Raw genomic sequence first — 24,217 nt, forward strand, 5'->3', positions numbered from 1 at the left:
GGTCCCATTCCGAACCCGGAAGCTAAGCCCACCTGCGCCGATGGTACTGCACTCGTGAGGGTGTGGGAGAGTAGGACGCCGCCGGACAATCATTCCCGAAAGGGCCTGTGGTGAGGCACGTGTAACGTGCGTCAGACCACAGGCCCTTTTCGGTATGTCGGAGCAAGTTGCGGGTAGCCCGCACGCTGGAGGATCAGGTGTCGGACAACGAGTCAGGTCGTCGGAACGAGGCAGGCGACTCCCCCCGACGCGGATCCGATCGCGGCGAGAGCCGCTCAAGTTCGGACCGCGGCGGCTACAACAAGACCGGCGGCCACAAGTCCGACCGGGGTGGTTACCGCGGCGGTGATCGAGACTCCCGCCCCGGCGGTGACCGGGGTGCCCAGGACCGTGGCGGCTACCGGTCCACCAACAGCTCCTCGGACCGTGGGGGTTACCGGTCCTCCGACTCCTCGCGTGGCGGCCCCCGGTCCGACGACCGTGGTGGCTTCCGCTCCGGCGGCGGCTACCGCTCGGACGACCGCGGCGGTTCACGGCCCAGCGGCTCCGACCGCGGCGGCTACAAGTCCTCTGACGATCGAGGCGGCTCGCGCTTCGGCGGCTCCGACCGCGGGGGCTCCCGCACCGGTGGTTCCGACCGCGGTGGGTACCGCTCGGACGACCGTGGCGGCTCGCGTACCGGCGGCTCTGACCGGGGCGGTTTCCGTTCCGGCGCAACGGGCGGCGGGTTCCGTTCCGACGACCGTGGTGGCTCGCGCTCAAGCAGTTCCGATCGTGGTGGTTACAAGTCTTCTGATGACCGTGGCGGCTCGCGCTCTGGCGGGTCGGATCGCGGCGGTTTCCGTTCCGGCGCAACAGGTGGCGGGTTCCGCTCGGACGATCGCGGTGGCTCGCGCACCGGCGGCTCTGACCGGGGCGGGTTCCGTTCCGATGACCGTGGTGGTTCGCGCACCGGCGGTTCGGACCGTGGGGGTTTCCGGTCCGGGAGTTCCGACCGTGGTGGCTTCAAGTCCGGCGACCGTGGTGGTTCGCGGTTCGGCGGATCCGATCGCGGGGGCTACAGGTCCGACGATCGCGGTGGTTCGCGGCCCAGCGGTTCGGACCGTGGTGGCTACAAGTCTTCTGATGACCGCGGCGGCTCCCGTTCCAGTGGGTTCGACCGTGGTGGCTACAAGTCCGATGACCGTGGCGGTTCGCGCTCGGGCGGTTCAGACCGGGGCGGTTTCCGGTCGGACGACCGTGGTGGCTCGCGCTTCGGCGGGTCGGACCGTGGCGGGTTCAAGTCTGACGATCGCGGTGGCTCGCGCTCGGGTGGATCTGACCGCGGCGGGTTCCGTTCCGACGACCGGGGTGGCTCGCGGCCCAGCGGCTCCGACAGGGGCGGTTACAAGTCTTCTGATGACCGTGGCGGCTCCCGTTCCGGTGGGTTCGATCGCGGCGGTTACAAGTCCTCCGAGGGCTCGCGCCCTGGCGGTTCCGACCGTGGCGGTTTCCGGTCTGATGACCGTGGTGGTTCGCGCTTCGGCGGTTCTGACCGCGGGGGCTACAAGTCGGACGATCGGGGCGGTTCGCGCTCGGGTGATTCCGACCGCGGCGGGTACCGCTCGGACGACCGGGGTAGCTCGCGTCCGGGTAGTTCGGACCGTGGCAGCTTCCGTTCCGATGACCGTGGTGGCTCGCGTCCGACTGGCTCCGACCGTGGCGGCTACAAGTCTTCCGATGACCGCGGCGGTTCGCGGCCCAGCGGCGATCGCGGCGGGTTCAAGTCCGATGACCGCGGTGGATACCGTGGCGGTGACCGCGACTCGCGCCCCAGTGGCGATCGTGGTGGCTACAAGTCCGATGATCGCGGTGGTTCGCGCTCCGGAGGGTTCCGCTCCGACGACCGTGGCGGTTCGCGGCCGAGCACCTCGGACCGTGGTGGCTACCGTTCCGATGACCGCGGGGGCTCGCGCTCGGGCGGTTCCGACCGTGGTGGCTACAAGTCGGACGACCGCGGCGGTTCCCGTCCCGGTGGGTTCAAGTCCGACGAGCGGTCCGGTGCGGGTGAGCGGTCCGGGTTCCGGGCGGGCGGCCGCGGGCACTTCCGCGCTGACGACGTCGAGCCCGACCTCGTGGCCGCGACCGACACGGGCGACGGCGACCAGGTCGACAAGCCGGTCGAGCGCTGGGGCCAGGCGGAGGACCGCTTCGTCGAGGTGACCGGGCGCCGGGAGCGGCCGCAGCGCGACTCGGGGGACCGGGACTCCGCGCCCGTCGAGTACGGGCCGAAGCTGCCCGAGGGCGCCGACTACTCCGCGCTCGACGTCGAGGCTCGGGCCGGGCTGCGCAGCCTGCCCAAGTCGCTGGCCGAGCTGGTGGGCAAGCACCTGGTCGCCGCGGGCATGCTCGTCGACGAGGACCCGGAGCGCGCCCTCGAGCACGCCAGGTTCGCGCGGGAGCGGGCTGCGCGGGTGGCCGTCGTCCGGGAAGCCGCCGGGTTAACCGCCTACCACGCGGGTGAGTGGGCCGAGGCCCTCTCCGAGCTGCGCGCGGTCCGCCGGATGAGCGGCGGCAACACCTACATCGCCGTGATGGCCGACTGCGAGCGCGCGCTCGGCAGGCCGGAGCGGGCACTGGAGCTGGCCAAGGAAGCGGGGCGCGACCTGCCCGCGGACGTGGCCGTCGAGCTGCGGATCGTCAGCGCCGGTGCGCGCAGGGACATGGGTCAGCTGGAAGCGGCCGTTGTCGGCCTGCAGGGGCCGGACCTCGACCCCAAGCGGCGCGACCCGTGGAGCGCCCGGCTGTTCTACGCCTACGCCGACAACCTGGCCGCCGCGGACCGCACCGAGGAAGCCATCCAGTGGTTCCTCAACGCCGCCCAGGCCGATGACGACGAGGACACCGACGCCGCCGAGCGCGCTTTCGAGCTCGGCGCCGACGAGTCCGAGATCGCCGCCGCGCTGCCCGGCGAGACCGTCGAGGTGGACGAGTCCGACGAGGACGCCGCCGACCAGGACACCGCGGCCGATGACGACGCCGACGAGTCCGAAGTGGACGACGAGGACGACCTGGTCGACTCCGACGACGCGGCCGACGACGACGCGGACGACAACCTGGTGGACGACGACGCCGCTGTTGCCGACGACAGCACCGTTGCCGACAACGCCGCGGTCAGCGAGAACCCCACCGCTGACAACGCCGCTGCTGACAACGCCGCTGCTGACAACGCCGCTGCTGACAACAAGACCGCGGCAGACAAGACCGCGGACGAGGACAAGAACCCCGGCGAGGGCAAGAGCGCTGTGGGTGACAAGAGCGGCAAGGACGTCGTGGATGGCTGATCGGCTGCTGGACGGCTACGACGCCCTGCTGTTCGATCTCGACGGCACCGTCTACCGGGGCGGTCAGGTCATCGACGGTGCGGCGGACGCCGTCGCCGCGGCCAGGGCGGAGCGGACCACGGTTCGCTTCGTCACCAACAACGCCTCCCGGTCGCCGGAGCAGGTCGCCGAGCACCTGACCGGGCTCGGCGTCCCCGCCACCGCCGACGAGGTCAGCACCAGCGCGCAAGCCGCTGCCGCCGTCCTGGCCCAGCGGTTGGACCGGGGCGACCACGTCCTGGTCCTCGGCACCTCCGCGCTCGCCGCCGAGATCACCGCCGTCGGCCTGGTCCCGGTCCGCACCGCGACCGGCGTCAAGGCCGTGGTGCAGGGCCTGTCGCCGGACCTCAGCTGGAACGACCTCGCCGAGGCGTCGGTCGCGATCCGGGCGGGCGCGCTGTGGGTCGCCTGCAACATCGACCGCACGCTCCCGACCGAACGCGGGCTGTTGCCCGGCAACGGTTCCCTCGTCGCCGCGCTGCGCCACGCCACCGAGCAGGACCCCGAGGTGGCGGGCAAACCGGCGACCCCGCTGATGGACGAGTCCGTCCGCGCCGCCGACGCGAAGCACCCCCTCGTCGTCGGCGACCGCCTGGACACCGACATCGAGGGCGCCGTCGCCGCGGGCCTGGACTCGCTGCTGGTCCTCACCGGCGTCTCCACCGCCGCCGACGTGATCGCGGCGGGACCCGAGGCCCGGCCCACCTACATCGCCGCCGACCTCGGCGCGATCACCGCCTCCGCCGCGGACCTGGCCGTCGGGCCCAAGCCGGGCTGGGACCTGCGCACCGAGGGCGACGAGGTCGTCGTCACGGGTGACGGTGACCCGCTGGACCTGGTCCGCGCGCTGTGCGCGGTGAGTTGGGCCACCGCGACGCCGCCGCGGATCACCGGTGACCACCCCGTGCTCGCCGAACTCGGACTCACCCGGGCGCGCTGAGCGCCCACCGGACGAGCACCATCGGATAGCGTGGAGGAGTGCAGGTGGACTTCACCCCGACCCCCGGACCGCCCAGGGACCCGGCGGCCCGCGACGAGGCGATAGCCGAGGCCGTCGCCGGGCTCGACGGGCTGGACGCGATCCCGGTCGCCGAGCACGTCGACCGGTTCGACGCGGTGCACATCGCGCTCACCGCCGCGCTCGCCAGCATCGACAAGGTCTGACGCGGTGCCCAGGAGGGCGCGGCTGGACGCCGAACTGGTCCGCCGGGGGCTGGCCCGCTCCCGCGACCACGCCAGCGAGCTCATCGACGCGGGCCGGGTCACCATCCGCGGCACCGTCGCGACCAAACCGGCCACCGGCGTGGAGACCGACGCCGCCGTGGTGGTCAAGGACGTCGGCGACGACCCCAACTGGGCCTCCCGCGGCGCGCACAAGCTCCTCGGCGCCCTCGACGCGTTCGAGGTCCCGGTCGACGGCCGCCGCTGCCTGGACGCGGGCGCGTCCACCGGCGGCTTCACCGATGTCCTGCTCCGCCGCGGCGCCGCCCAGGTCGTCGCCGCCGACGTGGGGCGCGGTCAGCTGGTGTGGCGGCTGCAGAACGACGAGCGGGTCGTCATCAAGGACCGTACGAACGTCCGCGCCATCACCCCCGACGACATCGGCGGCCAGGTCGAGCTGGTGGTGGCCGACCTGTCGTTCATCTCCGCGCGCCTGGTGATGCCCGCGCTGCACGCCTGCCTGCGCGAGGACGGCGACCTGCTGCCGATGATCAAGCCGCAGTTCGAGGTCGGCAAGGAACGCCTCGGCTCCGGCGGTGTGGTGCGGGCGCCCGAGCTGCGCGTGGAGGTGGTCTCCCGGGTGCTCGCCGCCGCCGGTGAGCTGGGCCTGCGCGTGCACGGGGTGGTCGCGAGCCCGCTGCCGGGACCGTCGGGCAACGTGGAGTACTTCGCCTGGCTGCGCCGCGGTGAGCCGCGCGCCGACGCCGAGGTGACGGCTCTGGTGGAAACCGCCGTGGAGGAGGGGCCGCAGTGACCCACCCGATCAAGCCGAGCGCGCCGGGTGCGGCCAGGGAGATCCTGCTGGTCGTGCACACCGGCCGCGCCGAGAACCGGCGGGTGGCCGAGAAGGTCGCGACCTGCTTCGCCGCGGCCGGGGTGCGGCTGCGGGTGGTCGACGACGAGGCCCCCGACCTCGACCCGTCCTGCTACAGCGAGGTCGTGCCGCTGGGCCCGGAGGCCGCCGTGGGCACCGAGTTGGTGTTCGTCCTCGGTGGCGACGGGACGCTGTTGCGCGCGGCCGAGATGGCCCACCCCGCGGGGGTCCCGGTGCTAGGGGTCAACCTCGGCAGGGTCGGGTTCCTCGCCGAGGCCGAGTCAGAGGCGTTGGCGGAGGCGATCGAGCTGGTCGTCGAACAGGGCTACCTGGTCGAGGAGCGGATGACAGTCGACGTCCGGGCCTACCTCGGCGACGAGCTGTTGGCCGACACGTGGGCTCTTAACGAGGCCAGCGTGGAGAAGAGCAGCCGCGAGCGGATCCTGGACGTGCGGGTCGACGTGGACGGCCGCCCGGTGTCCTCCTTCGGCTGCGACGGCGTGCTGTGCGCCACACCCACCGGCTCGACCGCGTACGCCTACTCCGCGGGCGGACCCATCGTGTGGCCGGACGTGCAGGCGATGCTGGTGGTGCCGAGCAACGCGCACGCCATGTTCTCCCGGCCGCTCGCGGTGTCGTCCAAGTCGGTCGTCGGCATCGAGGTCGACCCGGACGGACAGCCCGCTGTGCTGTGCTGCGACGGCAGGCGCACCTTCGACATCCCGCCGGGCGCGCGCATCGAGGTGCGCGGCGGCAAGCAGCCGATCCGGCTGGCCCGGCTGCGTGACGAGACGTTCACCGAGCGCCTCGTCGACAAGTTCGCGCTGCCCGTGCACGGCTGGCGGACGCGGTGAACCTGTGGGCGGGCGCTTACCGCGATCACCGGGAGCCGCTAGGGTGCGCCCTGTGCTAGCCGAGATGCGCATCCAGGACCTCGGCGTGATCGACGAGGCCACGCTCGAGCTCCACCCGGGTTTCACCGTCGTGACGGGGGAGACCGGCGCGGGCAAGACGATGGTCGTCACCGGCCTGCACCTGCTCTCCGGCGGCAGGGGCGAGGCGTCACGGGTCCGCAGCGGGAAGCCGAAGGCCGTGGTCGAGGGCCGGTTCGAGGGCCTCGACGGGTCCCCGGCCGCCGCCGTGGCCACCGAGGCGGGCGCCGAGCCCGAGGACGACGGCAGCCTGATCACCCTGCGCAGCGTCAGCACCGACGGTCGCTCCCGCGCCCACGTCGGGGGCCGCTCGGTCCCCCTCGGGGTGCTGCAGGACCTGGCCGAGCAGCTGATCGCGGTGCACGGGCAGAACGACCAGCTGCGGCTGCTGCGCCCGGCCGAGCAGCGCGCGGTGATCGACCGGTTCGCCGGTGCCGACATCGCGGGCGTGCTCGCCGAGTACCGGTCGACCCGCGAGCAGTGGATCGCCGTCACCGCCGAGCTCGACGACCGGACCCGCCGCGCCAAGGAGCTGGCCCGCGAGGCCGAGATCCTGCGGATGGGCCTGGAGGAGATCACCGCCGTCGACCCGCAGCCGGGTGAGGACACCGAACTGGTCGATCGCGCCCGCAGGCTCGCCGACGCCGACCAGCTGCGCGAGGCCGCCAGCGGCGCCAGCTACGCGGTGTCCGGTTCGCCGGACGGTGATCCGGACGTGCCCGGCGCGCTCGGGCTGATCGGTGAGGCGCAGCGGCGCGTGGCCGGGTCCGAGGACCCGAGGCTGCGCGAGCTGGAGCCGCGGCTGGCCGAGGCGTCCGTGCTGCTGACCGACGTGGGCGCCGAACTGACCGCCTACCTCGACAGCCTCGACGCCGACCCGGCCGTGCTGGAGCAGGTGCTGGCCAGGCAGGCCGAGCTCAAGGCGCTGACCCGCAAGTACGCCGCCGACGTCGACGGCGTGCTCGCCTGGGCGCGCGACGCGGTCGACAAGCTCGCTGGTCTGGACACCTCCGAGGAGGCGCTCGGCGAGCTGGCCGCCCGCAAGGCCGCGTTGGCCGTTCAGCTCGGCACGCTGGCCGCTTCGCTCACGCAGGCCCGGTCGGTCGCGGCGGAGGCGCTCGCCAAGGCCGTCACCGACGAGTTGAGCGGCCTGGCCATGGGCAGCTCCAGCGTGCAGATCTCGGTGCGGCCCCGGCCCGCCGAGTCAGGCGACCCGGTGGCGCTGACCGTCGGCGGCGTCGAACTGCACGCGGGCGCCGACGGCGTCGACGACGTGGAACTGCTGCTGGTCGCCCACGACGGCGCGCAACCGCTGCCGGTGCACAAGGGCGCCTCCGGCGGCGAGCTGTCGCGGGTCATGCTCGCCATCGAGGTCGTGCTCGCCCACAGCGACCCGGTGCCGACCCTGGTGTTCGACGAGGTCGACGCCGGGGTCGGCGGCCGCGCCGCGGTGGAGATCGGCCGCAGGCTGGCCCGGCTCTCCCGCAGCCACCAGGTGATCGTCGTGACCCACCTGGCCCAGGTAGCCGCCTTCGCCGACCGCCACCTCATCGTCGACAAGGGCATCCACGGCGGCGTCACCCGAAGCGACGTCCGCACCCTCGACGACAGCGAACGGGTCGTCGAACTGGCCAGGATGCTCGCGGGCATGGACTCCACCGAGACCGGCCGCGCCCACGCCGAAGAACTCCTCGGCGTGGCCGACGGCGAGAAGCACGACTGGAAGCTCAGCGGCAAACCCCGCCCCACCCGCAAGAAGCGCCAAGCCTGACGCTCCACGAGCCGACCCGCCCGCTCGTGCTCGATGGGGCGGACTTGTTTCGTGTGGGGGGACGGCACCCGTAGCGTTGTCGCGCGGACAGGGCCATGCTTTTCGGCCCCTGCTTTGCGGTCCTGCCACGGGTGTCGTAGGGGCCTCGCGCGAAACAAGTTCGCCCCATCGAGCGTCTGTAGACCATTTGGACTATCGCGGCGTGGCGTCCGGACTAATCGCGGTTGGTTTGTCACCATCGGGCGCATGAGATTCCCGGGTTTGCTCAGCCGCTCGCAGCCGCCGCGCCCCGGGATCACCGGGTCGGCCAAGGTGGATCGGCGGACCGGTGACCTGCTGCGTCGGCTCTCACCGGGTGATGTCGTCGTCCTCGACCACCTCGACCTGGACCGGGCCACCGCGGACGCGTTGCTGCGCGCGGAGGTCGCCGGGGTCGTCAACGCCTCGCCGTCGATCTCCGGGCGGTTCCCGAACCTGGGGCCGGAGTTGTTGGTCAACGCGGGCGTCCCGCTGATCGACGGCGTCGGGTCGGACGCGCTGCGGGTGATCAAGGAGGGCAGCCGGGTCCGGCTGCACGAGGGCGGGGTGTACCTCGGCGACAAGGAGGTCGCCAGCGGCACCCGGCAGACCGCGGAGACCATCGCCGACCAGATGATCGAGGCCAAGGCCGGGATGTCGGCGCAGCTGGAGGCGTTCTCCGCCAACACCATCGAGTTCCTCCGCCGCGAGCGCACCATGATCCTCGACGGCATCGGCGTCCCGCAGATCCCGGTGCAGATGCGCGGGCGGCAAGTCGTCGTGGTGGCCCCGGGTGTCGACCACGTCGACGACCTGCGCGGTCTGCGCCGCTACATCTCCGAGCACCGGCCGGTGCTCATCGGTGTCGAGTCCGGCGCCGACGCGCTGCGCGCCGCGGGGCACCGGCCGGACGTGATCGTCGGCGACCCGGACGGCATCTCCACCGACGCGCTGCGCAGCGGTGCCAGGATCGTGGTGCCCGCCTACGTCGACGGGCACGCCCCCGGCCTCAACCGGGTGCAGGACCTGGGCATCGAGGCCGTCACCTTCCCCGCGTCCGGCAACTCGGAGGACCTGGCGCTGCTGCTGGCCGAGGCGCACGAGGCGACCCTGGTGGTCGGTGTGGGGTTCCAGGCGACGCTGCGCGAGTTCCTCGACCGCGGCCGCTCCGGGTCCAACCCGTCGACCTTCCTGACCCGGCTCAAGCTCGGCGGCAAGCTCGTCGACGGCAAGGCGGTGGCCACGCTGCACCGCAGCCGGGTCTCCGCGGGCGCGGTGGTCGTCATGGTCGGCGCCGCGTTGCTCGCCATCACCGCCGCCATCGCCGTCTCCGGGGTGGGCGCCGCCTACGGCGACTGGTTCACCGACACCTGGTCCGCGGTGTTCTCCTGGGTCAAGGGGCTGTTCTCGTGATCACCTTGCGCTACCACATCACCTCCATCGCCGCGGTCTTCCTGGCCATCGCGGTCGGCGTGGTGCTCGGTTCGACGACGCTGAGCCGGTCCCTGCTGTCCGGGATCACCACCGAGAACAGCGACCTGGGCACCCAGGTGACCCAGTTGGAGCAGGACCGCAACGCGCTCAACGCGCGGCTGGCCGACGGCGACTCGTTCGCGGGCGCCATCGGGCCGCTGGCGGTGCGCGGCGCGCTGGACAAGCGCACGGTGGTGCTGATCACCACCGCCGACGCGCACCCGGCCGACCGGGACGCGGTGAAGGCGTTGGTGACGGCGGCGGGCGGCAGCGTCACCGGTGAGCTGCAGCTCACCGACGCGTTCGCCGACCCGGCCAAGGCCGACCAGCTCAAGGAGATCGTGACCAGGTTGCTGCCCGCCGGGGTGCAGCTGCCGACGGTGACCGACCCGGGGACCCTCGCGGGCGGGTTGCTCGGTCCGCTGCTGCTGATCAGCAAGGCGGACAACAAACCGCAGGCGTCGCCGGAGGAGTCCGCGGCCGCGCTCGCCGGGCTCACCGAGGGCGGGTTCCTCGCCGCCGCACCGGACATCGCGCCCGCGCAGCTCGCCGTGGTGCTCACCGGTGGAGCGTCCACAGGGGACGACGCGGGCGACAAGGCGGCCACCATCGCCCGGTTCGCCACCCAGGTCGACCGCGCGGGCGCGGGCACCGTGCTGACCGGCGGGCTCGGCTCCGCCGAGGGGTCCGGCGCGGTCGGGGTGGTCAGGGCCGACACCGCCGCGACCTCCATACTGTCCACAGTGGACAACGTGGACACCCCGGCCGGTCGGGTGGTCGTGGTGCTCGCGCTGGCCGAGCAGGTGGCCGAGCGGGCGGGCCGCTACGGCAGCGCGGGCAACGCGCAGGCCGCCGCGCCCGGCGCCCCTGCCGAGTAACGGCATCGCTCGGGCGGGTGATGTGGTCGCGCGGGGTCATGAGCATCCCTCACCAACGCGTGAACGGTACTCCCGGACGGGTACGGACCATGATCAGCTGGTCATTTTCCGACCGTCGGAACCGATGACGCCCCTGGTGGGAGTCCGTTCCGCCACGGGAGGTCAAGGAGCAACCATGGGGCACATCACCAAGGCGAGGATCGCGTTCACCGCGGCCGCCGCGTTCACCGCGCTGATCGCGACCGGCACCCCGGCGCTGGCCGTCGCCGCGCCGGGCACGGCGCACATCGGGTCGGCCAACCTGGTCCGGTTGGGCATCCCCACGACCCTGCAGCCCATCGCCCAGTGCTCGGTCACGGGCCCGAGCACGGGGTCCTCCGGCGTCGTCAGCGCCGCCGGGGTGAAGTTCGGTGGTGGCACCTCGACGTGCACCACCAGAGTCGTCGACGCCGACGAGGGCCTGACCGAGACCAAGTCCGAGGCCACCGGCTCGAACTTCGAACTGTCCGCGCTGGTGCTGCTCGGCGGCCCGCGGATCAAGATCGGCACCTGGAAGGTGAGCTGCGTCGGCGACAACGACGGCTCCACCGCAGGCTGGTCGTTCGGCGGGCTCACCGGCCTGGCCGCGCTGCCCAACCCGCTGCCGTCCAACTACGTGCGCGAGCTCAAGGGCTCCCTCAACGAGAACCTGGCCACGATCACCTTCAAGGAGGTCATCACGCCGACGGACGGCAGCATCACGCTGAACGTGGCGCACATCCGGTTCCTGCCGCCGTCGGGGATCTCCGGGGACGTGCTGGTCGGCGCGACCACCTGCTCGCCGACCCCCTGACCCGATCCGCGGCCCCGCCACCGCCCCCACCGGGGCGACACGGCGGGGCCGCGCGCTGTGCGGACCCGCGCGCGGCTGGTGTTAGCATGAAACCCCGTGGACCGGCGCGGTCAGAACGCCGCGGCCAGCGCGATAACACCACCGCGACCTAGACCACGGGAGCCCTCTTGGTGCAGCACGCTCGGACGACCAAGCACGTCTTCGTCACCGGAGGCGTCGCCTCCTCGCTCGGCAAGGGCCTCACCGCCTCCAGCCTCGGTCAGCTGCTGACCGCGCGCGGCCTGCGGGTGACGATGCAGAAGCTCGACCCGTACCTCAACGTCGACCCCGGCACCATGAACCCGTTCCAGCACGGCGAGGTGTTCGTCACCGAGGACGGCGCCGAGACCGACCTCGACATCGGCCACTACGAGCGGTTCCTCGACCGCAGCCTGTCCGGCAGCGCGAACGTGACCACCGGCCAGGTGTACTCGGCGGTCATCGCCAAGGAGCGGCGCGGCGAGTACCTCGGCGACACCGTCCAGGTCATCCCGCACATCACCGACGAGATCAAGGCCAGGATCCGGGCGATGGCCGAGCCGGACGCCACCGGGCGCGCCCCGGACGTGGTGATCACCGAGGTCGGCGGCACGGTCGGCGACATCGAGTCGCTGCCGTTCCTGGAGGCGTGCCGCCAGGTCCGCCACGACGTTGGCCGCGACACCGTGTTCTTCCTGCACGTGTCGCTGGTGCCCTACCTCGCCCCCTCCGGCGAGCTCAAGACCAAGCCGACGCAGCACTCGGTCGCCGCGCTGCGCAACATCGGCATCCAGCCCGACGCGATCGTCTGCCGCGCCGACCGGGAGATCCCGGCCGGGCTCAAGCGCAAGATCGCGCTCATGTGCGATGTGGACACCGACGCGGTCGTCGCCGCGCCGGACGCGCCGTCCATCTACGACATCCCGCGCGTGCTGCACGGCGAGGGCCTCGACGCCTACGTGGTGCGCCGCCTCGGGCTGCCCTTCCGCGACGTCGACTGGACGGTGTGGGGCAACCTGCTCGACCGGGTGCACAAGCCGACCGAGACGGTCCGCGTCGCCCTGGTCGGCAAGTACGTGGACCTGCCGGACGCGTACCTGTCGGTGACCGAGGCGTTGCGCGCCGGTGGGTTCGCCCACCGCGCCAAGGTCGAGGTCGTCTGGGTGCCGTCGGACGCCTGCGAGACGCCCGCCGGTGCCGCCGCCGCCCTGTCCGGGGTGGACGGTGTGCTGGTGCCGGGCGGGTTCGGCGTGCGCGGCATCGAGGGCAAGATCGGCGCCATCACCCACGCCCGCACGCACCGCGTCCCCATCCTGGGCCTGTGCCTTGGCCTGCAGTGCATGGTGATCGAGACCGCGCGCAACCTGGCGGGCATCGCGGGCGCCAACTCCGCGGAGTTCGCCGACGAGACCACCGACCCGGTGATCAGCACCATGGCCGACCAGCAGGACGTCGTCGCCGGTGAGCGCGACATGGGCGGCACCATGCGGTTGGGGTCCTACCCGGCCGCGCTGGCCGCGGGCTCGGTCGTGGCGGGTGTCTACGGTGAGCGCGAGGTCACCGAGCGGCACCGGCACCGCTACGAGGTCAACAACGCCTACCGCGACCGGCTCACCCAGGCCGGGGTGCACTTCTCCGGCACGTCGCCGGACGGGCGGTTGGTCGAGTTCGTCGAACTGCCCGCCGAGGCGCACCCGTTCTTCGTCGGCACCCAGGCGCACCCGGAGCTCAAGAGCCGCCCGACCCGCCCGCACCCGCTGTTCGCCGGGTTCATCGGCGCCGCGCTGACCTACCTGCGCGCCGAGCGGCTGCCGGTCGACCTCGACCAGCCGGAGAAGGTGGACGCGTGAGCACACGACCGGGCAGCCACGCCTTCGAGGTGGTGTCCACCCGCGACATCCACGTCGGCCGGATCCTGGCGCTGCGCCTCGACGAGGTCGCGATGCCGGGCGGCACGACCGCCAACCGCGAGGTCGTCGAGCACCTGGGCGCGGTCGCCGTGGTCGCGCTCGACGACGACGGCTCGGTGGCGTTGATCCACCAGTACCGGCACCCGGTGGGCGACCGGCTGTGGGAGCTGCCAGCCGGGTTGATCGACCACGCCGACGAGGACCCGCTGGAGGCCGCGCGCCGCGAGCTGGTCGAGGAGGTCGGGCTCGCCGCCGCGGACTGGTCGGTGCTGGTGGACCTGGCCGTCTCGCCCGGGTTCACCGACGAGGTCGTGCGCGTCTACCTGGCCACCGGTCTGTCCACTGTGGACCGGGTGGTGCTCGGCGACGAGGAGGCCGACCTGGTCATCGACCGGGTCCCGCTGGCCGACGCGGTCCGCCGGGTGCTGGCCGGGGAGATCACCAACGCCGCCGCGGTCGCCGGGTTGCTCGCCGCGCACGCCGTCACCACCGGCGCGGTCCCGGCACGGCAGGCGGACGCGTCGTGGGAGGGCAGGCCGAGGGCGTTCGAGCGCCGCGGCTGAACAGCGGGGGCGGCGGGGGTCAGTCGCGCAGGCGGCGGCCCTCGCCGTCGTGGCCGCCGCTGACCAGCAGCACGATCCCGTCCACCAGGCACCAGATCCCGAAGCCGCCGCAGGTGACCAACTGGGCGATCGCGATCCCGTAGTTGCCCGTGTAGAACCGGCCGACGCCGAACGGCAGGAAGATCTGCAGCAGGCCCGCGACCACTTTGGACCGGTCCGAGAGCATCTCCCCGTACTGGACCGGCGGCCCGAACGCCTGGTTGGCGGGCGGGTAGTACGGCAGCGGCTGGGGCGGCGGCGCGGCCCAGGTCGGCGGCACCAGGAACGGCGGGTGCGGCGCGGGCAGGTCGGCGAACAACACCCGCAGATCACCCCGGGTCACCGCGTCCGCGGCCGCGCCGACCCGCTGCTCGTACTCGCTGATGGGCAGCCTGCCCTGCGCGAAGTGCTCGCCGAGCGCGCGCATCGAGTCCTCGCGCTCAGTGGTGCCGACGCGCACGGAATCGGGACCACCCGGGACACTCACACCGCCCACGATACGTGATCGCCGTCCCCCGTTCGGTCGATCCGGCTAGGCTCGGCCGATGGGTTCCGGCGGCGGTGGCACGGTCGAGGCCGCGCTGCGCACCTACCTCGACCACCTCGCCGTCGAACGCGGCACCGCGACCAACACCCTCGACGGGTACACCAGGGACCTGGGTCGCTACCTCGACCACCTCGCCGCGCACGGGGTCCGCGACCTGGCGGCGGTGGGGGAGCGGCACGTGTCCTCGTTCCTGGTGCTGCTGCGCGAGGGCGACACCGACCACCCGCCGCTGGCCGCGTCCTCGGCGGCACGCGCCGTGGTCGCCGTCCGCGGGCTGCACCGGTTCTCGCTCCGGGAAGGACTCGTCGAGCACGACGTCGCCCGGGGCGTGAAACCACCGACCCCGCCGCGACGGCTGCCCAAGGCCCTGCCGGTCGACGACGTGCTGCGGCTGCTGGAGGCCCCGCACGGTGACGGACCCGGCGAACTGCGCGACCGCGCGCTGCTGGAGGTCCTCTACTCCACCGGCGCCCGCATCTCCGAGGTCGTCGGACTCGACCTCGACGACGTCGACGCCACCGACCGCACCGTGCTGCTCGACGGCAAGGGCGGCAAGCAGCGGCTGGTCCCCATCGGACGACCCGCGCTGGAGGCCGTCGACGCCTACCTCGTGCGCGCCCGGCCCGGCTTCGCCGCAGCGGGCCGCGGCACCCCCGCGGTGTTCCTCAACCGCAGGGGCGGGCGGCTGTCGCGGCAGAGCGCGTGGACGGTGCTCAAGGCCGCCGCCGAGCACGCGGGCATCGCCGTGCCGGTGTCCCCGCACACCCTGCGGCACTGCTTCGCCACCCACCTGCTCGAGGGCGGCGCCGACGTCCGGGTCGTGCAGGAACTGCTCGGGCACGCCTCGGTGACCACCACGCAGATCTACACCCTGGTCACCGTGACCACCCTCCGTGAGGTGTACGCCACCGCCCATCCGAGAGCGATCGGCTAAGAGTGCTGGTCAGTCGGCGGTTGAGGTGAAAACTCCCCAAGTCAACCTGTTTTCGATGATCCTTCCCCTACTCTGTTCCGCCGGAGGTGCGCGATGGGCGCGATGGGCGAGGTTGACGAACCCGGACTGGAGCGGCTGACCCTGCCGGAGGTGCTGCACGCGCTCAGCGACCCGACCAGGCTGGCCGTGGTGACCCAGCTCTCGGACGCGGGCGAGATGTCGTGCGGGCACCTGGACGTCTCGGTGGCCAAGTCGACGTTGTCGCAGCACCTGCGGGTGCTGCGCGAGGCGGGGGTGACCCACACCCGCCGCGACGGCAACCAGCGCTGGCTGTCGCTGCGCCGCGACGAACTGGACCGCCGGTTCCCCGGGCTGCTGGAATCGGTGCTCGGCGCCGTCATCCGGGTCGACGGCTAGCCGGGCCGGGCCTCGATCCGGCCGGTCTCGGCTCGACTGGTCCCGGCTCGACTGGTCTTGACAACCGGCTCGACAGGTGGGGCGCGCACCGGCGAGCCGCGTTGGTGGCTGACCGGCACCCGCTTACGCTGCGCGTGACAGCAACGCAGGCGACAAGGAGCTAGATCGCCATGTCGACACTTCCGCACGGGGGTGCCGTGGAGCTGAGTATCGCGCCGCGCGCAGCCTCCGACGCTGACGACGACGGCCCGGAGGAGGTAGGCGGCACCGGGGTCGGCCCGACCGGTCGACCCAAGCGGCACATCCCCGAGCCCGCGCTGCTCGACCACCACGGTCCGGCGCGGGTGCTGGCCATGTGCAACCAGAAGGGCGGCGTCGGCAAGACCACGTCGACGATCAACCTGGGCGCCGCGCTGACCGAGTTCGGCCGCCGGGTGCTGCTGGTGGACTTCGACCCGCAGGGCGCGCTGTCGGTCGGCCTGGGCATCCCGGCCCACCAGCTCGACCGCACCATCTACAACGTGCTCATCGAGCGGTCGGTCGGCATCGAGGACGTCGTGCTGCGCACCGGCGTCGAGAACATGGACCTGCTGCCCAGCAACATCGACCTCTCCGCCGCCGAGGTGCAACTGGTCTCCGAGGTCGGCCGCGAGCACTCGCTGCTGCGCACCATCCGGCCGGTGCTGCACGCCTACGACTACATCCTGGTCGACTGCCAGCCCTCGCTCGGCCTGCTCACCGTCAACGCCCTCGCCGCCGCCGACGGCGTGCTCATCCCGCTGGAGTGCGAGTTCTTCAGCCTGCGCGGGGTCGCGCTGCTCATCGACACCATCGAGAAGGTGCGCGAGCGGCTCAACCCGAAGCTGGAGATCACCGGCATCCTGGCCACCATGTTCGACCCCCGCACCCTGCACTCGCGCGAGGTGATGGCGCGCGTGGTCGAGGCGTTCAAGGACACCGTGTTCGACACCGTCATCAACCGCACCGTGCGGTTCCCGGAGACCACCGTGGCCGGTGAGCCGATCACCACATGGGCGCCGCGCTCGGCGGGGGCCAAGGCGTACCGCCAGCTCGCCAGGGAGGTGATCGCCCGGTGACCAACCCGCTCGACCCGGTCCCCGGCGGCACCCCGCGCCAGAAGCACAGCTCGAAGATCACCGTCTACGTCTCCGACGAGGAGCTGCTCGCCCTCGAACAGGCCAGGCTGACCCTGCGCGCCGGGTTCGGCGTGGCCGTCGACCGCGGCCGGGTGGTGCGCGAGGCGGTCGCCACCGCGCTGGCCGACCTCGCCGAGAACGGCGCGGACTCGGTGCTGGTGCGCAAGCTGCGCCAGGACGGCGGCCAGTGACCGAGGAGGAACCCGCGGTCGCGGTGAGCGGTCGGTTCACCGTGCGGCTGTCGAACTTCGAGGGCCCGTTCGACCTGCTGCTGCAACTGATCTCCCAGCACCAGATGGACGTCACCGAGGTGGCGCTGCACCGGGTCACCGACGACTTCATCGCCCACATCCGCTCCCTCGGCGACGACTGGAGCCTCGACGAGACCACCGAGTTCCTCGTCGTCGCCGCCACCCTGCTCGACCTCAAGGCCGCCAGGCTGCTGCCCGCGGGCGACGTCGAGGACGAGGAGGACCTGGCGCTGCTGGAGGCGCGGGACCTGCTGTTCGCGCGGCTGCTGCAGTACCGGGCGTACAAGCAGGTCGCCGCCCTGTTCAGCGAGCTGGAGGCGGGGGCGCTGCGGCGATACCCGCGGTCGGTTGCGCTGGAGGACCGATTCCAGGAACTGCTGCCCGAGGTGCTGATCGGCGTCGACCCGGAGCGCTTCGCCGCCATCGCCGCCGCGGTGTTCCGGCCCAAGCCGCCGCCGGTCGTCTCCCTCGACCACCTGCACATGGGGCGGGTGTCGGTCCGGGAGACCGCCGACCTGCTGCGGGTCAGGCTGGCGGAGCTGGGGCGGGCGAGCTTCTCCGAGTTGGTGGCCGACTGCGAGCACACCATCGAGATCGTGGCCCGCTTCCTGGCGCTGCTGGAGCTGTACCGGGAGGCGACGGTGCTGTTCGAGCAGCCGGACCCGTTGGGGGACCTGCACGTGGAGTGGACCGGCGGCGCGCTGACCGAGGCCGCCGCGGCACCGGTCGGCACCGAGGACGAGGACTATGGCTGACAACGACCAGACCGAGACCCCTGCCGTGGTGGACGACCTGGCCGTGGACCCCACGCCGGTGGACCGAGGGGCTCCGGTGGCGCAAGACGCGCCGGTAGATGAAGACGCGCCGGTGGACCAAGGTGTGCCGGTGGCTCAAGAGGCTCCGGTGGACCAAGAGGCTCCGGTGGCGCAGGACGCTCCAGCGGGCCAAGACGTGCCGGTAGATCAAGACGCTCCGGTGGGCCAGGAGCCGTCGGTGGGCCAAGAGGCGTCGGTGGGCCAGGAGTCGGTGCCCGAGCCTGTCGCTGAGGAGGAAGCGGACACCGATCTGGTGCAGACCGGGTCGGGGTTCCCCGACCTCACCGAGGATGCCGACCTCGAGTCCGCGCTGGAGGCGGTGCTGCTGGTCGTCGACTCGCCTGCGGAGGAGGAGTTGCTCGCGACCGCGACCGACCAGCCGGTGCGGCGAGTCCGGGAGACGTTGCGGCGCATCGCGGCCCGTTACACCGAGCAGGGCAGTGGGATCGACCTTCGGCGGGTCGGTGAGGGGTGGCGGTTCTTCACCCGTGACCGGTTCGCGCCTGTCGTGGAGAAGCTGCTACTGGATGGCCAGCGGGCGAAGCTCACCAGGGCCGCTTTGGAGACACTGGCCGTCATCGCCTACCGTCAGCCGGTGACCCGGTCCCGGGTCGCCGCGGTGCGCGGGGTGAACGTCGACGGCGTCATCCGCACCCTGGTGGTGCGCGGGCTGATCGAGGAGACCGGGACCGATCCCGAGACAGGTGGGATCCTGTACCGCACGACCGAGTTGTTCCTGGAGCGGTTGGGGCTGTCCTCGCTGGAGGACCTGCCCCCGATCGCCCCGTTGCTGCCAGAAGTGGATGCGATCGACGATGTCAACTAGCCCAGAGGGCGTCCGGCTCCAGAAGGTCCTCTCCAGTGCCGGGGTGGCCTCGCGCCGCGCGGCCGAGAACCTCATCGACCAGGGCCGGGTCAGCGTCGACGGCGAGGTCGTGCGCGAGCAGGGCAAGCGCGTCGACCCCGACGCCGTGGTCATCCACGTCGACGGCGTGCGCGTGGTGGTCCGCGAGGACCGCGTCTACCTCGCGCTGAACAAGCCGCGCGGCGTGCACAGCACCATGGAGGACGACCGCCGCCGCCCGTGCGTCGGCGACTACCTGCGCGACCGCAGCGATCGCCTCTTCCACGTCGGCCGCCTCGACGCCGACACCGAGGGCCTCCTGCTGTTCACCAACGACGGCGACCTGGCCCACCGCCTGATGCACCCCTCCTTCCAGGTCCTCAAGACCTACCTCGCCGAGGTCCCCGGCCCCGTCGCCCGCGACGTGGGCAAACGCCTCCGCGACGGCGTCATGCTCGACGACGGCCCCGCCACCGCCGACTCGTTCCGCCTGGTCGACAGCTACGCGGGCAAGGCCCTGGTCGAGGTGGTCCTGCACGAGGGCCGCAAACACATCGTCCGCCGCATGCTGGAGGAAGTCGGCCACCCCGTCCTCCAGTTGGTCCGAACCCAAATCGCCGACGTCCGCCTGGGCAACCAACGCCCCGGCTCCCTCCGAGCCCTCAACCGCACCGAGGTAGGCGCCCTCTACACCGCCGTGAACATGTAACCCACCCCTTGACGCGGCCCGATTCCCCACCCAAGCCCGATCGTCGCCCGCTCAAGATCAACTCCGCTCCGGGGGCCCACCCTCCCGGGGCCCCATCTCTGAACCTATCGCCCCCGCCGATCTGTCAATAGGGCTCGCCTGGGGGCTGTGGATGGTTGAAGGGGTTGTGGACAAGTACCTGCCTTGACCATTCGTTGGCCACCGGTCCAGGCCGATCGAGACTCGGCGACGGTGGTCCCCACCCGGCCCTCACGATCGTTGGCCCTCACATGCCCTCCACGACGATGGTCTCCACCCGGCCTTCACGATCGTCGGCCCAACCCGCCCCTCACAGGCGTTGGCCCAACGTGCCCCTCTACGACGTTGGCCCCAACGCGCCCTCCCAGACGTTGGCCCTAACGCGCCCCTCTACATCGTTGGCCAGCCACGCGCTCCTCGGATCCGCTGGTGCCAGGCCGGCTCGATGGGGCGGACTTGTTTTGCGTGGGGGAACGGCACCCGTAGCGTCGCTCACCGTGGCAGGGCCTGCTCTTGGGCCCCTGCTTTGTGGTTCTGCCCGGGTGTCGTAGGGGCCCCACGCAAAACAAGTTCGCCGCATCGAGCTTGTCACTTAAATCGCGCCCCGGCCAATGCCGAAGGCGAGGCGTTGATCGTCGACGCCGCAGGCGAGCACGAGAGCCGGAACACCCTCAGCTCAAGATCAAACCGGCCACAGCAGCCCCCGATATACAGCCTACCGGCGAACACCGACACACCGCGCCGAGCGACCAGCCGCCCTGTGGATAACCGCCCTGCCCACAACACCCCACCCCGCGCACACCCACTCCGCATACACCTCGTGACGCACAGTGTGGGATCCACCCCGAACTGTCGGTGCCGCACGGCATGATCCCGGTATGACCGACGAGGGGTTCTGGCAGTTGCTCGGTCGGGCCACCGAGCAGCCTGGGGATCGGGATGAGCAGAGCGAGTGGCTGACCGAGGAGTTGACGCGGTTGCCGGTGGGGGAGGTGGTGGAGTTCGCGCGGCGGTTGGCGGAGGTGAGGCGGCGGGCGGATACCTGGACGATGTGGGCGGCGGCGCACCTGGTCGAGGAGGGGTGTTCGGCGGACGGGTTCTGCTACTTCCAGTTGTGGCTGCTCACGCTGGGGCGCGAGGTGTTCGAGCGGGCGGTCGCGGATCCGGACAGCCTGGCCGAGGTGCCGGGGGTGGTGGCGTTGGCTGGGCGGCCGATGCGGGAGTGGTCGGACCAGGACTGGCCGGAGTGGGAGAGCCTGGACTTCGCCGCGCACGAGGCGCACCAGGAGGTGACCGGGTTGGAGTCGGGGCTGGAGCGGCTCGGGTTGCCAGGGGCGGCGGCCAAGCCGGTCGACGCGGAGTGGGACATCGAGGACGAGGACGAGGTGCGGGCCAGGCTGCCGCGGCTGTGGTCGCTGTTCGCCGCGGCACGCGCGCACGCCTGAGGGAACGAAACGGGCACCGGGCTTGTTACCGTGGTGTGGTGAACGTCGAGGTGACCCCGCTGCCGGGGATCGGGACCCGTCATGACTTCGTGTCGCGCACCGGGCGGCGCATCGGTGTGATCACGCACCGGGACGGGCACTTCGACCTGGTCGTGTCCCGCCACGACGACCCGGACTCGTGCGTGGCGTCCATCCCGTTGACCGTGGAGGAGTCCGCCGCGCTGGCGAACCTGCTCGGCGCGCCGAACCTGGTCGCCCAGCTGCGCGACCAGGCCCCCGGGGTGAGCACCCGGCAGCTGCCGATCGCGCCGAACTCCCCGTACGACGGCCGCACCCTGGGCGACACCGCGCTGCGCACCCGCACCGCGGTGTCCGTGGTGGCCGTGGTCCGCGCGGGCACCGTGCACCCCTCGCCGCAGCCCGACTTCGCGCTCGGCGGCGGCGACCTGTTAGTGACGGTCGGCACGGGCGACGGCCTGGCCAAGGCCGCCGAAGTCCTCGAACGCGGCTGAGCGGGGCAAGGCTCTTGCACGATTCCTCCATCTCGTTGATCGAGCTGGGCGCTGTCTTCTTCGGGCTGGGTGTGCTCGGACGGCTTGCCTGGCGCATCGGCGTGTCCCCGATCCCGCTGTACCTGATCGGCGGGCTCGCCTTCGGCGCCGGGGGCCTGGTGCCTTTAGCAGGCATCGAGGGGTTCACCGAGATCGCCAGCGAGATCGGCGTCGTGCTGCTGTTGCTGCTGCTCGGCCTGGAGTACTCGGCCGCGGAGCTGGTGACCGGGCTGAAGCGGTCCTGGGTCGCCGGGGTCGTCGACATCGTGCTCAACGCGGTGCCCGGCGCCGCGGTCGCGCTGTGGCTGGGCTGGGGCCCGGTCGGCGCGCTGGCGATGGCGGGCGTCACCTACATCTCGTCGTCGGGGATCATCGCGAAGGTCCTCGGCGACCTGGGGCGGCTGGGCAACCGCGAGACGCCGGTTGTGCTGTCGATCCTGGTGTTCGAGGACCTGGCGATGGCCGTCTACCTGCCGATCCTCACCGCGCTGCTGGCCGGGGCGACGCTGCTCGGCGGGCTCACCGCGGTCGGGGTGTCGCTGGTCGCGGTCACCGTGGTGCTCGTGATCGCGCTGCGCTTCGGCCGCTACGTCTCGGTGCTGGTGGACAGCCCGGAGCCCGAGGTGTTCCTGCTGCGCGTCCTCGGCGCCGCGCTCCTGGTCGCCGGGCTGGCCTCGCAGCTGCAGGTGTCGGCGGCGGTGGGCGCGTTCCTGCTCGGCATCGCCATCTCCGGTTCGACCGCCGAGAACGCCACCAAGCTGCTCGAACCCCTGCGCGACCTGTTCGCCGCGATGTTCTTCGTGGTGTTCGGCCTCAACACCGACCCCAGCAGCATCCCCCCTGTCCTGGGTTTCGCGGTGGCCCTCGCCGTGGTCACCACCGTCACCAAGATCGGCACCGGCTGGTTCGCCGCGAGCAGGCAGGGCATCGCGACGCTCGGCAAGGCCCGGGCGGGGGCCGCGCTGGTGGCGCGGGGCGAGTTCTCCATCGTCATCGCGGGCCTGGCGGTCAGCGCGGGGGCCGTGGACAAGCAACTGGCCGCCCTCGCCACCGCGTACGTGCTGCTGATGGCCGTCATCGGCCCGGTCGCCGCCCGCGTGGTCGAACCCGTCACCCGCGTCTTCATGCGCAAACCCCGCCCGGCCACGGCCTAGCGACTTCTGGCACCGAGCCGTGGCAGGCGAGTCTCAGCGGTCGAGGTCGGCCAGGAGGAGTCCGCTGCGGGGCTTCGGCGTGAAGTAGGTGCTCTTGCGGGGCATCCGGCCGCCCGCCGCGTGGACGGCCAGGACTTGGGCGAGGGGCACCGGGGCGAGCCTGAGCACGGCGTCCACCTCGGTGTCCGGGGTGCGGCCCTCGGGCAGGGGGCGGACGTGGGTGCCCTCCGGGTCGAGGCGCAGGGCCTGGCGCAGCAGGAGCGTCTCGACCTGGGCGTGGTCGAGCGCGGTGGACGGCGGCAGGTCGACGCACAGGGTCCGGCCGTGGGTTTCGACGACCACCGACCCCGGGTGCTCGGGCGGTGCCGCGGCGGCGACCTCGGTGACCTGGAGGCCGATGGCGCGCCAGGCGGCGCCGAGGGCGTCCGCGTCGAGGCCGGTGCCGGTGAGGACGCGGTGGTAGCCGCCGATGCGCAGGCCGGGGCCCGCGGTGACCAGCGCGAGCAGCCCACCCAGGTCGGCCGCGGCCGCTGCGGCGACGCGGTGGTTGCCGTCGGCGACCATCAACGGGCGGGCGGCGACCACCGACAGCACGGCGTCCTGGATCGGGCCGGGACCCAGCAGCCACACCTGGTGCCTGCGGCCACTGCTGTCCACAGTGGAGATCGCGGGCGCGCCCGCCGCGGCGATGGCCTGGTCGACGGTGTCGGTGAGCACCTGGCCGTCGACCACCGGGATCAGCAGCGCGGCACTGGTGGCGCACCCGAGTCCGGTGAGGACAGCGGCCCGCTCGGCCACGACCTCCGGGTAGACCTGCTCGCTGTGCCGCACCCACGACACCCCGTCCGCCCCGACCGCGGCCGGGTCGACCAGGCACAGCACGCCGGTGGCCGACCCGTCCGGACCGTCCACCCGGTAGGGCGCGATCACGTCCGCGACCGGCCGGTACGCGGTGCGGGTCAACTCCCTGAGCGTGCGCCGCGCCTCGGCCAGGACGTCGAGCAGGTCGTGCCCGGCGGCCAGCGCGGTCGGCGTGCGGTGCGGGTGCTGCACGGCCAGCAGCGACCCCCGGGTCCCCGGCCGCGCCAACGCCGCCACCACCCGATCGGCGTCAGCGAACTCGTCGACATCCGGTCCGGGCACCTCGCCGCGGACCAGCCAACCCCGCCTGATCGGGCGGACCCACTCGGTCATGCCCGCTATCGTGCCGCACCCATGATCGTCCCCGCCAAACTCACGCCGCCTCGACCACCAGGTAGACCACCTCGGCGCCGCTCCCGTCCCGCACGAACCGGACAGAACGCCGCACATCGGTGTCAGCCGGGGTCACCCCCGTCGCGGGCTCCGGCTCCCACCCGGGGTCGGCGTCACTCGCCGGATTCCGAAAAGCCCCCTGCACCGGCGCGGGCTCCGCCAACCCGTTGTCCTTCCTGAACCGATCAACCGACCCCACCCTGACCCGTGCGGCCAGGTGCCACTCCTGGAAGTACGAATACCACCCGGCGACCAACTCATCGTCCTCGGCGAACACCAGATCCGACACC

The 24,217-nt window shown here is 72.3% G+C and carries 24 protein-coding genes and 1 rRNA gene; 22 read left to right on the forward strand and 3 right to left on the reverse strand.

The genetic code is table 11. The annotated features are described in order from the left end of the window. The 12 genes from rrf to CLV68_RS25495 all read left to right on the forward strand — a co-directional run. A 5S ribosomal RNA gene (rrf, locus tag CLV68_RS25440) occupies positions 1 to 87 on the forward strand; the annotation flags it as partial. Positions 88 to 2,114: 2,027 nt separating this feature from the next. After that, the gene (locus CLV68_RS35410; protein ID WP_246010105.1) at positions 2,115 to 3,323 is read left to right on the forward strand and encodes a tetratricopeptide repeat protein; all 1,209 of its coding nucleotides are present in this window, start codon (positions 2,115 to 2,117) and stop codon (positions 3,321 to 3,323) included. Then, positions 3,316 to 4,302, forward strand: a complete 987-nt coding sequence (locus CLV68_RS25450; RefSeq protein WP_121393435.1) for an HAD-IIA family hydrolase — start codon at positions 3,316 to 3,318, stop codon at positions 4,300 to 4,302. Before CLV68_RS35410 ends, CLV68_RS25450 begins: the two co-directional genes overlap by 8 nt. A gap of 44 nt (positions 4,303 to 4,346) precedes the next feature. Next, complete coding sequence (locus CLV68_RS25455) at positions 4,347 to 4,526, forward strand: hypothetical protein (protein WP_121393725.1); 180 nt, start codon at positions 4,347 to 4,349, stop codon at positions 4,524 to 4,526. A gap of 4 nt (positions 4,527 to 4,530) precedes the next feature. Next, positions 4,531 to 5,337 carry a TlyA family RNA methyltransferase gene (locus tag CLV68_RS25460; protein WP_121393436.1) on the forward strand — a complete coding sequence of 269 codons (807 nt, stop codon included), beginning with the start codon at positions 4,531 to 4,533 and terminating at the stop codon, positions 5,335 to 5,337. Further along, complete coding sequence (locus tag CLV68_RS25465; protein ID WP_245782136.1) at positions 5,334 to 6,251, forward strand: NAD kinase; 918 nt, start codon at positions 5,334 to 5,336, stop codon at positions 6,249 to 6,251. Before CLV68_RS25460 ends, CLV68_RS25465 begins: the two co-directional genes overlap by 4 nt. Positions 6,252 to 6,294: 43 nt before the next feature. Next, complete coding sequence (gene recN, locus CLV68_RS25470) at positions 6,295 to 8,100, forward strand: DNA repair protein RecN (protein ID WP_211346766.1); 1,806 nt, start codon at positions 6,295 to 6,297, stop codon at positions 8,098 to 8,100. Positions 8,101 to 8,346: 246 nt separating this feature from the next. Beyond that, a complete protein-coding gene (gene steA, locus CLV68_RS25475; RefSeq protein WP_121393437.1) occupies positions 8,347 to 9,531 on the forward strand; it encodes a putative cytokinetic ring protein SteA in 1,185 nt (394 codons plus the stop codon). Continuing rightward, positions 9,528 to 10,469, forward strand: coding sequence for a copper transporter (locus CLV68_RS25480; protein WP_121393438.1), 942 nt, complete (start codon positions 9,528 to 9,530; stop codon positions 10,467 to 10,469). The genes steA and CLV68_RS25480 overlap by 4 nt, the downstream gene beginning before the upstream one ends. 175 nt (positions 10,470 to 10,644) lie before the next feature. Continuing rightward, on the forward strand, positions 10,645 to 11,301 hold the full coding sequence (locus tag CLV68_RS25485; RefSeq protein WP_121393439.1) for a hypothetical protein: 657 nt from the start codon (positions 10,645 to 10,647) through the stop codon (positions 11,299 to 11,301). 170 nt (positions 11,302 to 11,471) lie between these two features. Then, complete coding sequence (locus CLV68_RS25490) at positions 11,472 to 13,169, forward strand: CTP synthase (protein ID WP_121393727.1); 1,698 nt, start codon at positions 11,472 to 11,474, stop codon at positions 13,167 to 13,169. After that, on the forward strand, positions 13,166 to 13,792 hold the full coding sequence (locus tag CLV68_RS25495) for an NUDIX domain-containing protein (protein WP_246010106.1): 627 nt from the start codon (positions 13,166 to 13,168) through the stop codon (positions 13,790 to 13,792). The genes CLV68_RS25490 and CLV68_RS25495 overlap by 4 nt, the downstream gene beginning before the upstream one ends. A gap of 19 nt (positions 13,793 to 13,811) precedes the next feature. Here CLV68_RS25495 and CLV68_RS25500 read toward each other — a convergent pair whose 3' ends face one another. Next, a complete protein-coding gene (locus tag CLV68_RS25500; RefSeq protein ID WP_281274694.1) occupies positions 13,812 to 14,318 on the reverse strand; it encodes a DUF1707 domain-containing protein in 507 nt (168 codons plus the stop codon). Positions 14,319 to 14,376: 58 nt separating this feature from the next. Here CLV68_RS25500 and xerD point away from each other — a divergent pair, with 58 nt between their 5' ends. The 10 genes from xerD (at position 14,377) to CLV68_RS25550 (ending at position 22,673) form a co-directional block, all read left to right on the forward strand. Then, complete coding sequence (gene xerD, locus CLV68_RS25505) at positions 14,377 to 15,312, forward strand: site-specific tyrosine recombinase XerD (RefSeq protein WP_121393440.1); 936 nt, start codon at positions 14,377 to 14,379, stop codon at positions 15,310 to 15,312. 102 nt (positions 15,313 to 15,414) lie between these two features. Further along, positions 15,415 to 15,729: an ArsR/SmtB family transcription factor gene (locus CLV68_RS25510; RefSeq protein WP_121393730.1), complete on the forward strand. Its 315-nt coding sequence runs from the start codon at positions 15,415 to 15,417 to the stop codon at positions 15,727 to 15,729. Positions 15,730 to 15,899: 170 nt separating this feature from the next. Next, positions 15,900 to 16,826, forward strand: a complete 927-nt coding sequence (locus CLV68_RS25515; protein WP_092774642.1) for a ParA family protein — start codon at positions 15,900 to 15,902, stop codon at positions 16,824 to 16,826. After that, a complete protein-coding gene (locus CLV68_RS25520; protein ID WP_092774643.1) occupies positions 16,823 to 17,077 on the forward strand; it encodes a hypothetical protein in 255 nt (84 codons plus the stop codon). The genes CLV68_RS25515 and CLV68_RS25520 overlap by 4 nt, the downstream gene beginning before the upstream one ends. After that, positions 17,074 to 17,892, forward strand: coding sequence for a segregation and condensation protein A (locus CLV68_RS25525; RefSeq protein WP_121393441.1), 819 nt, complete (start codon positions 17,074 to 17,076; stop codon positions 17,890 to 17,892). The genes CLV68_RS25520 and CLV68_RS25525 overlap by 4 nt, the downstream gene beginning before the upstream one ends. Beyond that, positions 17,885 to 18,778 (forward strand): SMC-Scp complex subunit ScpB, encoded by an 894-nt coding sequence (gene scpB / locus CLV68_RS25530; protein WP_246010107.1) that lies wholly within the window; start codon positions 17,885 to 17,887, stop codon positions 18,776 to 18,778. The genes CLV68_RS25525 and scpB overlap by 8 nt, the downstream gene beginning before the upstream one ends. Next, the gene (locus CLV68_RS25535) at positions 18,768 to 19,505 is read left to right on the forward strand and encodes a pseudouridine synthase (protein ID WP_121393442.1); all 738 of its coding nucleotides are present in this window, start codon (positions 18,768 to 18,770) and stop codon (positions 19,503 to 19,505) included. The genes scpB and CLV68_RS25535 overlap by 11 nt, the downstream gene beginning before the upstream one ends. An 896-nt stretch (positions 19,506 to 20,401) precedes the next feature. After that, the gene (locus tag CLV68_RS25540) at positions 20,402 to 20,968 is read left to right on the forward strand and encodes a DUF4240 domain-containing protein (protein ID WP_121393443.1); all 567 of its coding nucleotides are present in this window, start codon (positions 20,402 to 20,404) and stop codon (positions 20,966 to 20,968) included. Between the two features lie 38 nt (positions 20,969 to 21,006). Next, on the forward strand, positions 21,007 to 21,480 hold the full coding sequence (locus CLV68_RS25545; protein WP_092774943.1) for a cation:proton antiporter regulatory subunit: 474 nt from the start codon (positions 21,007 to 21,009) through the stop codon (positions 21,478 to 21,480). A 14-nt stretch (positions 21,481 to 21,494) separates the two neighbouring features. Continuing rightward, positions 21,495 to 22,673, forward strand: a complete 1,179-nt coding sequence (locus tag CLV68_RS25550; protein ID WP_121393444.1) for a cation:proton antiporter — start codon at positions 21,495 to 21,497, stop codon at positions 22,671 to 22,673. Positions 22,674 to 22,706: 33 nt separating this feature from the next. Here CLV68_RS25550 and CLV68_RS25555 read toward each other — a convergent pair whose 3' ends face one another. Together CLV68_RS25555 and CLV68_RS25560 are read right to left on the reverse strand one after the other, a co-directional pair. After that, positions 22,707 to 23,867: a DUF1015 family protein gene (locus CLV68_RS25555; RefSeq protein ID WP_121393445.1), complete on the reverse strand. Its 1,161-nt coding sequence runs from the start codon at positions 23,865 to 23,867 to the stop codon at positions 22,707 to 22,709. Positions 23,868 to 23,907: 40 nt separating this feature from the next. After that, positions 23,908 to 24,216: a hypothetical protein gene (locus CLV68_RS25560; RefSeq protein ID WP_147460156.1), complete on the reverse strand. Its 309-nt coding sequence runs from the start codon at positions 24,214 to 24,216 to the stop codon at positions 23,908 to 23,910. Position 24,217 lies beyond the last annotated feature (1 nt).

Source organism: Actinokineospora cianjurensis (genome assembly GCF_003663795.1).
Lineage (GTDB): Bacteria > Actinomycetota > Actinomycetes > Mycobacteriales > Pseudonocardiaceae > Actinokineospora > Actinokineospora terrae.

Excerpts from the sequence above, each read along its gene's own strand:
- CLV68_RS25450 (WP_121393435.1), top strand. The coding sequence starts at position 3,316 with ATGGCTGATCGGCTGCTGGACGGCTACGACGCCCTGCTGTTCGATCTC.
- steA (WP_121393437.1), top strand. The coding sequence starts at position 8,347 with ATGAGATTCCCGGGTTTGCTCAGCCGCTCGCAGCCGCCGCGCCCCGGG.
- CLV68_RS25485 (WP_121393439.1), top strand. The coding sequence starts at position 10,645 with ATGGGGCACATCACCAAGGCGAGGATCGCGTTCACCGCGGCCGCCGCG.
- xerD (WP_121393440.1), top strand. The coding sequence starts at position 14,377 with ATGGGTTCCGGCGGCGGTGGCACGGTCGAGGCCGCGCTGCGCACCTAC.
- CLV68_RS25510 (WP_121393730.1), top strand. The coding sequence starts at position 15,415 with ATGGGCGAGGTTGACGAACCCGGACTGGAGCGGCTGACCCTGCCGGAG.
- CLV68_RS25515 (WP_092774642.1), top strand. The coding sequence starts at position 15,900 with ATGTCGACACTTCCGCACGGGGGTGCCGTGGAGCTGAGTATCGCGCCG.
- scpB (WP_246010107.1), top strand. The coding sequence starts at position 17,885 with ATGGCTGACAACGACCAGACCGAGACCCCTGCCGTGGTGGACGACCTG.
- CLV68_RS25535 (WP_121393442.1), top strand. The coding sequence starts at position 18,768 with ATGTCAACTAGCCCAGAGGGCGTCCGGCTCCAGAAGGTCCTCTCCAGT.
- CLV68_RS25540 (WP_121393443.1), top strand. The coding sequence starts at position 20,402 with ATGACCGACGAGGGGTTCTGGCAGTTGCTCGGTCGGGCCACCGAGCAG.
- CLV68_RS25555 (WP_121393445.1), bottom strand. The coding sequence starts at position 23,867 with ATGACCGAGTGGGTCCGCCCGATCAGGCGGGGTTGGCTGGTCCGCGGC.